We start from the raw sequence: 15,559 nt of genomic DNA, 5'->3' as shown, positions 1-15,559 counted from the left end.
CAGATGATCGAGTGGATGAAAAAGAATCGAAAAGAACTCTTGCTGCCGTTTTTGTGTTTTGTTTTAGGAGTGTTACTTGCGATTGCAAGCATCCAGGTGCAAGAGCAAGGAACCGATACCAAGGAGGACCAAACACTTGCCCATTTCCAGCCAAAGGATTATCAGAATTTGGTCAGCAAGGAACAAGAAATCAAGCAGTTTAAATGGACCATCGAAGCTGTGGCGAATTTGAAAGTTCGTCTCAAACAGACTCAGCAACCAGGAACCCGCTTGGAATCAGTTGTGACGGAATGGGGAAAAGCTCAAAAAGTTCGCTACACAAAGACAGCTCAAGGGGATAAAACGGTTCTCGTCTTAACCTATGCGGCTAAGCAAACCGATCAGGGCAAGAAAAGTGTAACCTTGTGGTTTGAACAGGAAAAAGACCAGGGGTATCGCTTGACGACAGTGGATGCGACGAATTTGTTGGATGCAAAAGAAAAAGCAAGCAGTGAGAAAGAAATCACTACTGAAAAAGAGAAAAAAGGTACAGAATTCGCCCAGCTTATTCAGCAACTAGGAAATCCTCAACGCTTGGTCTGGGGGGAAATGCCAGATGGCGGAATGGGCTATCGCGCGACTTACCAGCTACCAGGGCAACCAGAAGTGGTGATGGAATTCAAGAAAAAAGCCAAGAAATTGGTGTTGGTATAAGAAAGGAGACATCATTGGACGATCAACGGACAGACATCAAGGCAGCTTCCTCTCACCAGGGTGGGAGCCGCTTGATTTCAGAAGCTGACCTGGCTTCAATAGGGATGGACAATCATCAGGATACTAGAAGCCATTCAGATACAATGGCGTCTTCCCCTTCTTCCTCAAAAGAGGGGATTGGTTCGCTTTTGCGATTTTTTGGGTGGTTCGCCTTGTTTATGGCTTTTGTGTTTGTGCTTCAAAACGAAGTTAATAAAAGCTCTTCTTCATCTTCTTCGAGTGAGGGGATCAATGGTTTATCACGTGATGGTATCAGAACGGAATATCTGACCAGTGAAAATAGTTCTTATATCGCCTCAGCTAATGAATTTCAATTTCAGCCAACCTATGAAAAGGCCATGTCTCTCATTCCTAATTTTGCAGTGGAAGAAAAAAAGACCTCTTTTGGGACGGTAGACCCACAAGATGTCGTTGCAGCATTAGGTAAAGCGAGGAGTGGGGAAGCAACGTATAGTGATAGCAGTTCCAGTCCCTTTTTGCTGACATTAGATTACCAATCAAAGGATGCAGATGGGAAGGTTCTTCTTGAAAAAACAGGTGCCTTTTACAGGATCTCTCTTTTAAGTTTGAAACACTTAAAAAGTGACCGATTTGCTAATAAGAATGGGAGCTTGACGAAGGACGATTTTGCCACTATCAAGGTCGGAATGCCTTATTTAGACCTACTCAATACGGTAGGGATTCCGGATGAAATATATGTATCTGGGCTTTTAGGTTACGGGGAAGCGCCTTCCTTTACCTATCGATTATCGGATTCTCAAACGGTTCAAATCCATTTTGATAGCCGGCAAACCATCAAGGATATCAAATCGAAAGAGGTAGCGACCACACCAGCTTCCTCTACATCTACAGCACAGTAAAAAAATCAGCCGAAGCATTTTAAATAAAAGGAGAGGACAATGGGAAATAAAGACTGGTCGCATCTACGAAATGAGCACCAGAGTCGGTTTTCGAAAGGCCAGCCGAAAGAAGCACCCTTAGAAAAAGGAAGTCCTGAGAAGCTAGAAGATACGCTCGCAAAAGAGCCAGAAGTGGTAGAAGTCCCTGCTTTTCAGGAAGAGGTGAAACAAGAAGAGGAACGAAAAGACGAACCAGCGATTGGTGTGAAGGAGGAATCGTATGATCCAAAGGAAGGCTCATTTGCTACACCTGAAGACGAATCAGCTCAGGTCGTTCTTGCTACACCACTAACAGAAGAAGCAAGGTCAGAAACACCAGCACAAAATACAATAGGGCAGTCTCCTTCAGCTGAGAAAAAAGTAGAGCACCAGGGTGGGAGCCGCTTGATTTCAGAAGCTGACCTGGCTTCAATAGGGGGAGGCAGGCATTCAGAACCAAGACAAACGGTACTAGACTCCCAATCGGATAGGGCGAAAACCTACTCTCCTTCCTCTAATAGTGGAGGGTCTTCGCTGGCAGCCTTTTTTGGATTATTGGCCATGCTGGGATTATTTGCCTATCTAGCTTCAGGAGGTATCCATAGTGAGGAACATCCTTCTTCTACTACTAGTGAATACGGAAGTCCTGGCCGGTCTTATGGAACCAGAAAGGAAACCTTGAAGAGTGGTACGAGTACCTTGATTGCACCGGAAGGTGAATTTCAGTTTCAAGTGACCTATGAGAAGGCGATTTCCCTGATTCCTGGTTTAAGTGAGGGGGATCAAGGTCGTACCTCTTCAACTTATCTGTCTCCGCAGGATGTGGTAGCTGTACTGGGCAAGGCTAGTGGTGGGGAAGAAACCTACCAAGAAGGTGGTGTCAGTCCTTTTATGACACAATTGGATTATCAGTCGGAAGGCTCTCCTTCTTCCGTAACAGTTTTACTTTCAAATATTGTTGGTGACCGTTTATCTTCTCTTGATTTTGAGAACCTAAACAGTGAGCGATTAGCCAATAAAAATGGCAGTTTGAACAGAGAGGATTTTGCCAATATTAAAATAGGAACCAGCTATTCAGATCTTGTGAATACCGTAGGAATTCCTAACCGTGTTTCTTGGTCGAGTATGATGAGTTCAGAGTCCTTCTTAATCTTTTACTACAAACTTTCTGATGCGCATTTAGTTACGATTCACTTTGGAAGCAATCGCACCATTAGTGAAATGACAGGCCTGAAGGATTCGGCTACAAGCACGTCGCCTTAGGTGTTCATCTCACTAGGATTGTGGTATAATATGGATACCTTTAATTGAAATGAATGGAGAATCTCATGACTGCACAAAAAATGTCTGCTCAAGAAATTATCGCTTTTATTGGAAATGCAGAAAAGAAAACAAATGTGAAAGTAACCTTTGAAGGGGAATTGGCAACGGCTGTTCCTGCTTCTGTTACCAAGCTTGGCAATGTTTTGTTCGGTGACTGGAAAGATATCGAGCCCCTTCTTGCCAACTTAACGGAGAACAAGGATTATGTGGTGGAACAAGATGGTCGGAATTCAGCTGTTCCCTTGCTTGATAAGCGCTATCTAAATGCGCGTATCGAACCGGGCGCTATTATCCGTGACCAAGTGACCATCGAAGACAATGCTGTCGTGATGATGGGGGCTGTGATCAATATCGGTGCTGAAATCGGTGCAGGAACCATGATTGATATGGGGGCTATCCTTGGTGGTCGTGCTACTGTTGGTAAAAACAGCCACATCGGTGCAGGTGCCGTTCTTGCGGGTGTCATTGAGCCAGCTTCTGCTGAGCCTGTTCGGATCGGTGATAATGTCTTGGTCGGTGCCAATGCAGTTGTGATTGAAGGGGTTCAAGTAGGAAACGGATCCGTCGTTGCCGCTGGCGCTATCGTTACTCAAGATGTTCCTGAAAATGTGGTTGTAGCTGGTGTCCCAGCTCGCATCATCAAGGAAATCGATGAAAAAACACAACAAAAAACAGCACTCGAAGACGCTTTGCGTAATTTGTAACATATTGATAGTAGAGGCCGCAAGGCCTCTATTCTAATAGAAAGAAGACAACTATGACATTGGACTTAATCAAAATCAGACGGGATTTGCACCAAATCCCTGAAATTGGCTTGGAAGAATTTGAAACCCAAGCCTACCTCTTAGAGCGAATCGCAGAGATCACAGCGGGCAAGGACTTTGTTGAGCAACGGACTTGGCGGACCGGGATCCTGGTTTATCTCCATGGGGCTGCACCTGAAAAAACTATCGGCTGGCGGACAGATATCGATGGTTTACCGATTGTGGAACAAACGGGCCTTGATTTTGCTTCCAAGCACGAAGGACGGATGCATGCTTGTGGTCACGATATGCACATGACGACAGCTCTTGGGCTTTTGGATCAACTGGTTCAAGTGCAACCAAAAAATAACCTGCTCTTTCTCTTCCAACCAGCTGAAGAAAACGAAGCTGGTGGGATGCTCATGTATAAGGACAATGCTTTTGGCGACTGGCTTCCTGATGAATTTTATGGTCTGCATGTGCGCCCTGATTTGAAGGTGGGGGACATTGCGACCAATACGGGTACCCTTTTTGCAGGGACCTGTGAAGTCAAGATCACCTTTACAGGAAAGGGAGGGCATGCGGCCTTTCCACATGAGGCCAATGACGCTCTTGTAGCGGCCTCTTACTTCATTACCCAAGTCCAATCGGTCGTGAGTCGAAATGTCGATCCGATTGAAGGTGCTGTGGTGACCTTTGGTTCCATGCATGCAGGGACAACCAATAATGTGATCGCTGAGACAGCCTTCCTTCATGGGACCATTCGGACCTTGACCATGGAGATGAATCTTTTGACTCAAAAACGGGTCAAAGCCATTGCAGAAGGAGTTGCAGCAGCCTTTGATGTGAAATTGGACCTGGAACTCAAGCAAGGAGGCTACCTGCCTGTGGAAAACCAACCAGAATTGGCCAAAGAACTCATGGACTTTTTCACAGCTGAGGAAGACGTGAACCTGATTGATATTCTGCCTGCGATGACAGGAGAAGACTTCGGCTTTCTCTTGAGCAAGGTCCCCGGTGTCATGTTCTGGTTGGGGATTGATACCCCTTATGCCTTGCACCATCCAAAGATGAGCCCCAATGAGGCCGCCCTTCCCTTTGCTGTGGAAAACATTGGTAAATTTTTGAAAATGAAGGCTAACCAATAAAGGATTGATTCAACTCCGTCTGGAGTTGGATTTTTTCTTTGTTGTATAAAAACTGTTCGGATGTTTCATAAAAAATGATACAATTAAAGCTATACAAAAGGAGTAGGGAATGAAGAAAATACTACGAAAAGAAACCATTGCAGCTATGAAAGCACTGCCGCAAACTATAAAAACTCAAGCAGATGAAGAGCTGACTCAGCGCCTCTTGGAGTTACCAGCTTTTCAGGAGGCAAAGACCCTTGCGACCTATCTGTCTTTTGGCCATGAAGTTTCCACAGCTGGCTTGATCCAAGCTGCTCTTCAACTTGGAAAACGCGTCTGTGTTCCCCGTACCTATCCACAAGGGCGGATGGAATTTGTGGAATACGATCCTGACATTTTAGAAAAGACACGCTTTGGTTTGTTGGAGCCCAATGAAAAAGGAAGGGTTGTGGAACAGTCAGAGATTGATCTGATCCATGTACCAGGCGTGGTCTTCCAGTCAAAAGGCTACCGAATTGGCTATGGTGGTGGCTATTATGATCGTTATTTAGCAGATTTTACTGGAAAAACGGTTAGTACGATTTATTCCATCCAGCAGAAGGAGTTCCAGCCAGATACGTTTGATCAGGCAGTTCAGGAGGTGCTAGTCTATGAAGTTGCTCTTTGATCGTCGTTATCCTGTGACCAGCATCTTATTGCTCGTCACAACGGCAGTCTTTCTTTCCATGTTTATCCGATTTGGAAGTGACTACCAAACGGGTGCTGCTGTTTACTATAGCGGTGGGATTATCGGAGAAGTTGTGGAAGCTGATCCAAGCCAGTTATGGCGAATCGTGACAGCTACATTTGTTCATATCGGCCTAGAACATTTTGTGCTCAATATGATCACCCTCTATTACTTGGGACGTCTGGCAGAAGATCTCTTTGGATCGAAGGCTTTCTTAGCTCTTTATCTCTTATCAGGAATGATGGGCAATGTTTTTGTTGCTATTTTTACGCCAGATGTGATTGCGGCAGGAGCTTCTACAGCCCTCTTTGGACTGTTTGGGACCATTGGTGCTTTGCGTTTTATTGTCCAAAGTCCCTATATTCGCCATTTGAGTCAGTCCTATACCAGCTTGATTGTGGTCAATTTGATCTTTAGCTTCATGCCAGGAATCAGTATGGCGGGGCACATCGGTGGTTTAGTAGCTGGGGTCATGTTGGCTTATGTCTTTCCAGTAAGAGGGGAAGCTCGTTTTATGAACCGAACCTATCAGATGAGTGCTGCCCTATCTTATCTCTTACTTTTGCTTTATTTCTTAGGTAAAATCTTGAATCTATTTTAAGAAGAGGCTAGGACAAAAGTCCTAGCCTCTTAATTGTTTTTGGATTGTCGAGCAAGACGCAGTGGTTGAGTGGGCTCTACTACGCTGATTTCATCAGCTTTTACAGCCCTACTCAACTGTGCGGAGGTGGGACGACGAAATCGAATTCTAACGAATTACCGATTTCTGTCCCACTCTCTTTTTTTCCTAAAAAATGTAGTGCAATCGTAAACTAACAGAAAATTGTTTGAAATCTCAATAAATATATATAATTTACATAGAAATGAGTTGATAGAAAGATAATTTAGGAAAAAATAGAATAAAAACAAGTCTGGTAAGCGTTTGCAAAAATAACTAAAAAGAGGTAGACTAGGAGTATAAAAAATCAGGAATAGTGCCTTTTTTAAAAGGGACATTCGAAAAGGAGATTTGCCATGAAGAAATGGTTGTTTAAACTTTCATTGGTAGCAATGACATTTTTGCTCCTACCAGTTCAAGCCGTTCAAGCCTGTTGTGGCTTTATCATTGGTCGGCAATTGACCAAGGATGGGACCACTCTCTTTGGTCGGACAGAAGACTACCCTTACTATCCAAATGGTGGCAAGCACAACAAGAATTATGTGGTTGTTGATGCAAAGAATTATAAGGAAGGGGATCAACTGGAAGACGAATCCAATGGTTTTACCTATCCACATGCTGCTAGTGAAATGAAATACACAGCGACTTATGACTCTGCTCGTGGAGATGGTAGTAACGGTGCTTTTGGTGAACACGGATTTAACGAAGCCGGTGTTTCTATGACCTCAACTGTTACAGCAATTCCAAACAAAAAAGTCTTGAAGACTGACCCGTTGACAGAAAACGGAATTCCAGAAGCTGCTATGTTGGACGTAGTGTTACCACGCGTTAAGTCTGCTCGTGAAGGGGTTGAATTCCTAGCTAAAGTCATTGAAGAAAAAGGATCGGCAGAAGGGAATGTTGTCGTTTTTGCAGACCAAAATGAAACTTGGTATATGGAAATTCTTTCTGGACACCAATATGTAGCGGTAAAAGTCCCAGAGGACAAATATGCAGTCTTTGCAAATACCTACTACCTTGGTCATGTGGATTTGAATGATAAGGAAAACGTGATCGCTTCGAAAGATGTCGAAAAGGTAGCTAAAGAATCTGGTAACTACAAGACAGACAAAGATGGGAACTTCCATATTGCTAAATCTTATGGACCAGAAAAATATGCTGAAGGAGACCGTTCACGTACTTACGCAGGAATCACTCTTTTGGATCCAAACTCAAAAGTGACTTATGAAGATGATGAATATGAACTCTTCCGCTCACCAACAGATCCAAACAAGAAATTTACTTTGGAAGATGCTTTTGCATTGCAACGCAACCGTTTTGAACACTTAAATGGTCGTTTTGTTCCAGATGATCAAATTGGTGTCAAGAAACAAGGGGATAATGGTAGCAACGATACTGTTCGGAAAGACCAATACAAGTATGCTTTAGGGAACGAAAACGTCATCGATGCCCATGTCTACCAAATCAATCCAAACCTTCCAAAATCATTTGGTGGAACTGTATGGCTCGGAATGGGACCTTCACGGAATACTCCTTATGTTCCATTCTATGGAAATGTAAAAGATACCTATAAAGCTTTCAAACCTCAAACTGCTACCTATGATCCGAATTCATGGTATTGGACAGTATGGCATATTGACCAGATGGCAATCAATAATCAAGACCTCTTTGGAAAATCGATTCAAAATCACTGGAAAGCTCTCGAAGAACAATTGATCATTGAACAGAAGGTTAGTGATAGCAAATATGCAGCCTTGAAAGCTGATGAAGCTGCAGCAAAAGCAGTTGAAGATAAAGTGACTGAGGATGCTTTAGCTCGGTCTGAACGTCTCTTCAAACAATTCAAGCAATATGAGTCTGAATTATCTGCAACTCTTAAAGAAGCAGGTCGTACAGATGATCCATACCGTGCATCTTTACCAGATGACTACAAGGATCCAACAGAATCAAGTACCGAGCCAAGCAAGGAAGAAACAAAGCCAAGCACAGAGTCAAGTACAGAACCAAGCAAGGAAGAAACGAAGCCAAGCAAAGAGTCAAGTACAGAACCAAGCAAGGAAGAAACGAAGCCAAGCACTGAGTCAAGTACAGAACCAAGCAAGGAAGAAACGAAGCCAAGCACCGAAGCAAGTACAGAACCGAGCAAGGAAGAAACGAAGCCAAGCACTGAAGCAAGTACAGAACCAAGCAAGGAAGAAACAACACCAAGTAATACAACTACTATTGTTCCTACAAATAGTAACAGTGTTAGTACCGTTGGTCGCCCAGTTTTACCAACAAATTCATATATTTTAGTAGACCAGGCAACAGGTATCGTCTTGCAAAACCCTGATTTTGCTCAAGGTGGCTATAGTCTTCTTGTTGAAGTTTTGAAAGATGTCAAAGAACTAGCTGGTAAAGATTACAAGGCATATAATATTCAATTATCGAACCAAAATAATCCTATACATCAAATTAGTCCAACGGTTGTGACCATTCCAGTCAATGGGCAAAAAGAAGTAGAAGCAGTTTATGGTATCGGTGAAAATGGTCAATTGGAATCCTTCCAATTCCAACTAAATGAAGAAAAGTCAGCCGTAACATTTACAACCTCTCATTTCTCAACTTATGGTGTAGTTTATAAATCTGCAGCAAAAATTGAAGAGAAGAAAGGTGAGAAAAAATTACCATCAACCGGACAAAGTATCTCAATCGCGACGATGGTAGGCGGAGTTCTTTTGACAGTTTTTGGATTTGGCTACTACATCGAAAAACGTAGAACCCATTAAACGATACAGTTTATAAGATACAACAAAAAAGGAAGTGAGAATGAAATCTCTCTTCCTTCTTTTTTAGTCTGCAGTTTGTTCAGATGCTTCTAATTTTTTTCCAAGGTCGATAATATATTGTTTGAGATCATCTTTGACTTGAGGGTGTTTCAAGGCATAGTCAATCGAAGTTTTCATGAAGCCGAATTTATCACCTACATCGTAGCGTTGGCCTTTAAATTCACGGGCAAAGACTCGTTGGGTTTTATTGAGGGTGTCGATCGCATCTGTCAATTGAATTTCATTGCCAGCACCTGGTTCTTGATTTGCAAGAATATCAAAGATTTCAGGAGTCAAGAGGTAGCGTCCGATAATAGCGAGATCACTTGGAGCGTCCTCTGGGTTTGGTTTTTCGACAAACGTTTCAACGCTATAAAGACCGTTAATGCCTTCGCCTTGAGGTGCGATCACACCGTAAGAAGAAACCTCTTCGTGAGGGACTTCCATCACAGCGATGGTTGACGCATGGGTTTCATCGTAGTCGTTCATCAATTGTTTGGTCAATGGCAAGGCATCATCATTAGTGATGTCCATGAGATCATCTCCCAACATAACGACAAAAGGCTCGTTTCCAACAAAGGCCTTGCCTTGAAGAACAGCGTCCCCTAAACCTCGAGGGTGACTTTGGCGGATGAAATGAAGATTGATCGCTGTTGTATCATTGACCAACTTGAGTAAGTCAGTCTTGCCTTTTTGCTCGAGATTGTATTCCAATTCGAAGTTAGAATCGAAATGGTCTTCGATCGAACGTTTGGCCTTCCCAGTTACGACAAGGATTTCCTCAATTCCAGATTTCAGAGCCTCTTCTACGATGAATTGGATCGTAGGTTTGTCAACGATTGGCAACATTTCCTTTGCCAAAGCTTTGGTAGCTGGGAGGAAGCGTGTCCCTAAACCAGCCGCAGGAATGACTGCTTTTCTAACTTTAGTCATATAGTTTCCTTTCTAAAAGGTAGGATTGATGTTAGGGTGGTTGACTTATTTCCACTCGTTCTCTTCTTTAAATTCATTGCTCATCATGTGGTGGATGGCTTCGCGGATATCTTTTCCTTCATAGATGACTTGGTAAATGGCTTGTGTAATCGGCATGTAGACATCCAATTCTTGGGCCAGCTCGTGGGCGACTTTGGTCGTAGAGATCCCTTCAATGATCATGCCCATGTTGGCTTCGATATCTTCCAATTTTTCCCCACGTCCGAGAGCATCCCCAGCTCGCCAGTTGCGAGAGTGAACAGAAGTTCCGGTAACGATCAAGTCACCGACCCCAGATAAACCACTATAGGTCAATGGGCTAGCTCCGAGCTTAACGCCAAGGCGCGTGATTTCAGCGAGACCGCGCGTGATGATGGCTGCTTTGGCATTGTCACCATAACCAAGACCGTGCAAAGCTCCAGCTCCGACTGCGATGATATTCTTCAAGGCTCCAGCAGTTTCCACTCCGATAACATCTGTATTGGTATAGAGACGGAAGTAGTGATTGCTAAAGAGTTCTTGAACATAGCGAGCAACTTCTAAATCTTTTGAGGCTGCTGTAATAAGGGTGATATCCCGTACGATGGTCTCCTCTGCATGACTCGGTCCAGAAACGACTACTACTTCACTGCGAAGAGAAGCAGGGATTTCTTCTTCGAGGATTTGAGAAATCCGATCGTGTGTACCAGGTTCTAGTCCCTTGGAAGCGTGCATGACTGTTACAGGGTGATCCAGTGTTTTAGCGACTTGTTTAGCGACCAAGCGGGTCACCTTTGTAGGAACGACAAAAAGGATAGCATCCACGCCGTCCAAAGCTGCTTTCAGATCGGTCGTAGCAGTAATCTCTTCGCTAATAACGATGTCTTTGAAATAGCGTTGATTGGTATGAGCGGTATTGATTTCATCGATTTGTTCTTGGATATTTCCCCAGAGACGGACTTCATGGCCGTTATCATTGAGGACTTGTGAAAGGGCTGTTCCCCATGAACCAGGACCCAATACTGCAACGGTTTGTTTTTCCATTGTATCTTCCATTTCTATGTCTATTTTTCAACAAGGCTAGGAAATCTAGCGCTTGCACCTTCGAAACGGCCGAATGTGTGCCTTGAAGGACGATTCTATTTTCCTCTCTATTTTAACATAATATAGGTAAAAAAACTTGTATGATCATCAATTGTTTTGTGAGGAAGGTGAGGGTGATAAATAAAATCTATCACGGTTTTAAAAAATACATATTAGACACTATCACTAATGGGTGGTAACATAAGTATTAGTAAAAATGAAGGAGGAATGAATATGTGCAGAACAATTGTTGGAGTATCCGCCAATCTCTGTCCGGTGGACCCGGAAGGGAAAAACCTTCATTCCTCTGTATCTAGTCAGTTTGCGGAAGGGATTCGTCAAGCAGGTGGACTTCCAATGGTCATCCCGATGGGGGATCCTTCCTTGGTTAAGGACTATGTTGAAACGATTGACAAATTGATCTTAAGTGGAGGCCAAAATGTCGATCCTAGTCTCTATGGCGAAGAAAAAACGATCGAGAGCGATGATTACAATATCGAACGTGACCAATTTGAGCTTGCCCTACTGAAGGAAGCAGTACGCCAAAACAAACCGGTTCTAGGAATTTGCCGTGGGGTTCAGTTGATCAATGTGGCTTTTGGAGGAACACTCAACCAAGAGATCGAAGGGCATTGGCAAGGACTTCCGTTTGGGACTTCCCATTCTATCCAGACTAAAAAAGGCAGTGTGGTAGAGCAGCTTTTTGGACAGGCCAGTCGGATTAATTCCGTGCACCGTCAAAGCATCAAGGATCTCGCGCCAAATTTCCGTGCGACTGCCTTTGATCCGCGCGATCACACCATCGAAGCGATTGAAGCGGTAGACGGCCATCGGATTATGGGCTTGCAGTGGCATCCAGAATACTTGGTCAATGAAGAAAAAGGAAATTTAGAACTCTTCCGTTATTTATTACAAGAATTATAAGAAAAGAGAGGTTGGACTTGAGCTGATCTCTTTTTTGTGTCTTAGAAAATATAGACAAAATGCTGGTAATAAAATGAAAAACAGGATAATCGTTAATAAAAAACAGGTCCACCTAGCAATGCTAGATGAAAACCTGTTTTAGAATTATTCGTGGCGCTTTTTAGCAACGAGCATGCTTCCAGCACCTGCCAAAGAAAGTCCTGCAGTTACTAGTCCAAGGCTAACTGTGTCACCTGTAGAAGGAAGGGTGTGTTTCTTCTCTTCCTTTGGTTGACTTCCAGAAGGTTTCTCTCCTTTTGGTTTGTCTGTTTTAGGTTTTTCTTTTGGTTTGTCTGTTGATGGAGGTGTTGGTGGAATGAGGTAGTTCACAACCGTTCCCTTATCTACTACAAGGTTAGGTGCAGCTTTCAATTCGTTAGCAGATACTGTAATAACATCCGTTAATAATTGGTAGCCAGCCGGTGCCACTAGCTCCTTAATGACATAATCTCTTGCTTCCAAACCAGTGAAAGATACAAGGCCATTGGCATCTGAAGTAGCAGTCGCTTGGCCTTCACCATATGGATTGGCTACTGGAGTCACGCCATCTGCTTCATAGAGACCAAATACTGCTCCTGCCAAGTCTTGACCTACTAGGTTTACTTTATGCAATTGAATGTTGTAGAGTTTTAATTTAGGTTTATCAACAGTCGGAGGAGTTGGTGGAATCGCAGTGAACGGTTTGTTAACGACATTTCCTTTATCCACTACACTGTTTGAAGCAACCAAATCACTAGCTGCTACAGTGATGACTTCATTTGAAAGTTGGTATCCTTCTGGTGCTGTGAGTTCTTTCACTACATAATCTCTTGCTTCAAGACCTGTAAAAGTAATCAGACCATTGGCATCAGAGGTAGCAGTTGCTTGACCTGCACCATAAGGGTTCGCTACAGGAGTCGTACCATCGGCTTCAAAGAGACCGAATACGGCACCAACAAGAGCTTTCCCTTCTTGGTTCACTTTGTGCAATTGGATGCTGTAGAGTTTCAATTCAGGTTTGTCAACAGTCGGTGGTGTTGGTGGAATTGAAGTGAACGGTTTGTTGACCACTGTTCCTTTGTCTACGACGAGGTTAGTCGCAGCTTTCAACTCGCTAGCAGAAACTTTAATCACATCTGCTGATAGCTGATAACCTTCTGGAGCAGTAAGTTCTTTCACCACATAATCTTTTGCTTCAAATCCTGTAAAAGTTACAAGACCATTTGCATCAGAAGTTGCGGTCGCTTGACCTGCACCATAAGGATTTGCTACAGGAGTAGTACCATCAGCTTCAAAGAGACCAAATACAGCACCTGCAAGAGCATTTCCTTCTTGGTTCACTTTGTACAATTGGATGCTGTAGAGTTTCAATTCAGGTTTGTCAACCGTCGGAGGAGTTGGTGGAATTGAAGTGGTTACCAATTTGTTAGTGAAGGAGGTCTTATCACCATATGTCACAGAAGCTTTGAGTGTATTGCTTGCATCATCTTTTGTGACAGTTACAGTCGCATCAATACTTCCTTCATCGTAGGTCATTCCTTTTGCTTTGCTTTCAGGAATGACTTCTTTAATCGTGTAGTGGAAGGTTTTTCCTGCGTCCTCTGATGAATATGAAATGTCATCAAAGGCTACCGTACCATCTGCAGCATTTTGTTTTGTTTGAAGAACTTTTCCGGTCTCATCCAACAATTGGAAATTGAATTCACCATTCTTCAATTCAGCACCTTCTAAAATCTTGCTCGCTGAAATTTTAGCTTTTGCTGGTTGAGGAGCCGTATAAGTATTTGAGAAGGTTTTATTTTCTGGATAAGCAACATCTGCTTTCAGGTTGTCGCCATCTTTTTTCACCGTAACAGTTACTTGTTTATCAGTCTTGTCATAGGTAATACCTGGGGTATTTCCAGCTACTTCCTTAACAGTGTAAGTATGTTCACCTTCTTCGGTGTACTCAATTGGTGCAAATGTTACTTTTCCGTTTTTGTTTGTAACAGTTTGAAGCTTAGTTGCACCCTCGTACAATTCAAAGCTGAATTCGCCATCTGTTAGATCACGACCGGTAAGAGTTTTATCAAGTTCGATGGTAGCTTTTGTTTCTTTTGGCTTATCTTTCGGATTTACAATTGTTTTCGTTACTGAATGATCAGCACCAAAATCTTCAACATTAACTACAGTATCAGCTTCTTTAATGATATGACCTGATGGGGCTTCAATTTCAGTTAAGATATATTTATCTTTTAAGAGTTTTCCAACAGCAATATTACCATTTTCGTCTGATTCAAACTCACCGATAACTTGATTATTCGCTTGACGAACAACTCTAAACTTAGCACCCTTAAGTGGTTGATTCGCATCATCTACTTTATGGATATTGATTGAGTAAACATAACCAACACCAGCACCACCAGCAATTTGAACTGCAGCACCATTTGTCACTTCTTTAACAACGACACCTTTACCTTTTAATGTAGCATCATTCTTTAATAATTCACCATCAACAGGGTCATAATTTAAACGTACTTTATAATTAATACGATACTGATCTTGATCTGTAATGTCACCTAAATCAATAACAAATGATTGACCATCTTCGCTAATTGTAATCTTATGCTGGTCTGTTACATCAACTCTATCAGAGAATACCCATTCACCGGTTTCATAAGAGAATTTACCTTTGATAACCTTAATGCTATCTTTTTCGTAAGAAGCATTTGTAAATTTCAAGTGGTCCTCAATCGTTACACCATTGATGTTTTGTTTTGTACGATTGACTGAAATAGTGTATTGGACCTCTCTTTTATCACCTTCATTAACCCAACTAGTCTTTGTTAAAAGTCTTGGGTTGCCGTCTCCAACCCCTTTAAAGGTAACCTTCCCGCCGATCTTGGTTTCCCCATTGACGGTTATTTCAATCGGAACTTCTCCTTTTTGTGGGTGTTTCTTGAAGTCAATCCGCGCATAGAAGAAGAAGGATCCCTGGGTATCTGAGTGTTTTTCGACATAGTCAGTGTAAGTCAATGACAATTTCTTATTGTCTTTGTCAACCGTTGAGTGGGCAATGACCTCATTCGTATTGACATCACGAATCTCAAAACTTTGCGACGTAATGATCAAAGCGTCTGGAACTGTAATGTCAGTTGTATCTCCTTTTTTGACATTCTTATCAGCCAAGTTGAAATCAGCATTGATACGGAATGTTGCCCATTGTCCTAATTCCCAATCAAGGTTGCCACCTTCATTATTGGTAACTTTGATATTTTTGATCGTATCGACCAATTTTCCGCTAACGGTCACTTCAGGAGTTTCTGCTGAAGTGCGATTTAGACCTAAAGCGAAAAGCATGGCCACTAAACAAAGGACAAATGAGAAAATTTTAATATTTCTATTCTTCATCTTATCTTCCCTTTTCATAAAAAATTAGTGCCTAGTTATCAATGCATGATTACTCTTAAGGATAGGAACGTTCAAATCCAATCTGTTGGTAATAAGAATTGAGTGCTGAGACACGACCTCCATAAAATAATTTTATAGGGTAAAATATTTTACTTTTAAAATTATTCCCTACAC

Annotated in this window: 12 protein-coding genes; 9 read left to right on the top strand and 3 right to left on the bottom strand. The window is 42.5% G+C overall.

Annotation, left to right across the window (positions count from 1 at the left end):
* Positions 1-3: 3 nt before the first annotated feature.
* From LIZ08_RS06595 to LIZ08_RS06560, 8 genes are all read left to right on the top strand, one after another.
* Positions 4-693 carry a hypothetical protein gene (locus LIZ08_RS06595; protein WP_049506727.1) on the top strand — a complete coding sequence of 230 codons (690 nt, stop codon included), beginning with the start codon at positions 4-6 and terminating at the stop codon, positions 691-693.
* A 14-nt stretch (positions 694-707) separates the two neighbouring features.
* The gene (locus LIZ08_RS06590; protein WP_227038525.1) at positions 708-1,613 is read left to right on the top strand and encodes a hypothetical protein; all 906 of its coding nucleotides are present in this window, start codon (positions 708-710) and stop codon (positions 1,611-1,613) included.
* Positions 1,614-1,652: 39 nt separating this feature from the next.
* Positions 1,653-2,894: a hypothetical protein gene (locus LIZ08_RS06585; protein WP_227038524.1), complete on the top strand. Its 1,242-nt coding sequence runs from the start codon at positions 1,653-1,655 to the stop codon at positions 2,892-2,894.
* A gap of 65 nt (positions 2,895-2,959) precedes the next feature.
* Positions 2,960-3,658 carry a 2,3,4,5-tetrahydropyridine-2,6-dicarboxylate N-acetyltransferase gene (gene dapD / locus LIZ08_RS06580; RefSeq protein ID WP_003016885.1) on the top strand — a complete coding sequence of 233 codons (699 nt, stop codon included), beginning with the start codon at positions 2,960-2,962 and terminating at the stop codon, positions 3,656-3,658.
* Between the two features lie 53 nt (positions 3,659-3,711).
* Entirely contained in the window at positions 3,712-4,845 is a 1,134-nt protein-coding gene (locus LIZ08_RS06575; protein ID WP_049523271.1) for an N-acetyldiaminopimelate deacetylase, read from the top strand.
* Positions 4,846-4,954: 109 nt separating this feature from the next.
* Entirely contained in the window at positions 4,955-5,494 is a 540-nt protein-coding gene (locus tag LIZ08_RS06570) for a 5-formyltetrahydrofolate cyclo-ligase (RefSeq protein WP_227038523.1), read from the top strand.
* Positions 5,478-6,155 carry a rhomboid family intramembrane serine protease gene (locus LIZ08_RS06565; protein ID WP_024054928.1) on the top strand — a complete coding sequence of 226 codons (678 nt, stop codon included), beginning with the start codon at positions 5,478-5,480 and terminating at the stop codon, positions 6,153-6,155. The genes LIZ08_RS06570 and LIZ08_RS06565 overlap by 17 nt, the downstream gene beginning before the upstream one ends.
* 413 nt (positions 6,156-6,568) lie before the next feature.
* The gene (locus LIZ08_RS06560) at positions 6,569-8,980 is read left to right on the top strand and encodes a C69 family dipeptidase (RefSeq protein WP_319637120.1); all 2,412 of its coding nucleotides are present in this window, start codon (positions 6,569-6,571) and stop codon (positions 8,978-8,980) included.
* Positions 8,981-9,043: 63 nt separating this feature from the next.
* On the opposite strand, the gene galU is transcribed toward LIZ08_RS06560, so the two are convergent.
* Together galU and LIZ08_RS06545 are read right to left on the bottom strand one after the other, a co-directional pair.
* Positions 9,044-9,952 (bottom strand): UTP--glucose-1-phosphate uridylyltransferase GalU, encoded by a 909-nt coding sequence (gene galU, locus LIZ08_RS06550; protein ID WP_227038522.1) that lies wholly within the window; start codon positions 9,950-9,952, stop codon positions 9,044-9,046.
* A 45-nt stretch (positions 9,953-9,997) separates the two neighbouring features.
* Entirely contained in the window at positions 9,998-11,014 is a 1,017-nt protein-coding gene (locus tag LIZ08_RS06545) for an NAD(P)H-dependent glycerol-3-phosphate dehydrogenase (RefSeq protein ID WP_227038521.1), read from the bottom strand.
* A 273-nt stretch (positions 11,015-11,287) separates the two neighbouring features.
* Between LIZ08_RS06545 and LIZ08_RS06540 the strand changes: the two genes are divergently transcribed.
* Positions 11,288-11,977 (top strand): gamma-glutamyl-gamma-aminobutyrate hydrolase family protein, encoded by a 690-nt coding sequence (locus LIZ08_RS06540; protein WP_003012927.1) that lies wholly within the window; start codon positions 11,288-11,290, stop codon positions 11,975-11,977.
* A 144-nt stretch (positions 11,978-12,121) separates the two neighbouring features.
* On the opposite strand, the gene LIZ08_RS10425 is transcribed toward LIZ08_RS06540, so the two are convergent.
* Entirely contained in the window at positions 12,122-15,385 is a 3,264-nt protein-coding gene (locus LIZ08_RS10425; RefSeq protein WP_319637119.1) for a SpaA isopeptide-forming pilin-related protein, read from the bottom strand.
* Positions 15,386-15,559: the final 174 nt, after the last annotated feature.

Source organism: Streptococcus sp. 210928-DFI.4.42, from assembly GCF_020554365.1.
GTDB lineage: Bacteria > Bacillota > Bacilli > Lactobacillales > Streptococcaceae > Streptococcus > Streptococcus parasanguinis_S.
Note: the sequence above shows the minus strand (reverse complement) of the source record. Positions and strands in the feature narration are given on the sequence as shown.

What these genes read in the sequence shown, in the direction of transcription:
- LIZ08_RS06595 (WP_049506727.1), top strand. Translation starts at nt 4, where the DNA reads ATGATCGAGTGGATGAAAAAGAATCGAAAAGAACTCTTGCTGCCGTTT.
- LIZ08_RS06585 (WP_227038524.1), top strand. Translation starts at nt 1,653, where the DNA reads ATGGGAAATAAAGACTGGTCGCATCTACGAAATGAGCACCAGAGTCGG.
- dapD (WP_003016885.1), top strand. Translation starts at nt 2,960, where the DNA reads ATGACTGCACAAAAAATGTCTGCTCAAGAAATTATCGCTTTTATTGGA.
- LIZ08_RS06575 (WP_049523271.1), top strand. Translation starts at nt 3,712, where the DNA reads ATGACATTGGACTTAATCAAAATCAGACGGGATTTGCACCAAATCCCT.
- LIZ08_RS06570 (WP_227038523.1), top strand. Translation starts at nt 4,955, where the DNA reads ATGAAGAAAATACTACGAAAAGAAACCATTGCAGCTATGAAAGCACTG.
- LIZ08_RS06565 (WP_024054928.1), top strand. Translation starts at nt 5,478, where the DNA reads ATGAAGTTGCTCTTTGATCGTCGTTATCCTGTGACCAGCATCTTATTG.
- LIZ08_RS06560 (WP_319637120.1), top strand. Translation starts at nt 6,569, where the DNA reads ATGAAGAAATGGTTGTTTAAACTTTCATTGGTAGCAATGACATTTTTG.
- galU (WP_227038522.1), bottom strand. Translation starts at nt 9,952, where the DNA reads ATGACTAAAGTTAGAAAAGCAGTCATTCCTGCGGCTGGTTTAGGGACA.
- LIZ08_RS06545 (WP_227038521.1), bottom strand. Translation starts at nt 11,014, where the DNA reads ATGGAAAAACAAACCGTTGCAGTATTGGGTCCTGGTTCATGGGGAACA.
- LIZ08_RS06540 (WP_003012927.1), top strand. Translation starts at nt 11,288, where the DNA reads ATGTGCAGAACAATTGTTGGAGTATCCGCCAATCTCTGTCCGGTGGAC.
- LIZ08_RS10425 (WP_319637119.1), bottom strand. Translation starts at nt 15,385, where the DNA reads ATGAAGAATAGAAATATTAAAATTTTCTCATTTGTCCTTTGTTTAGTG.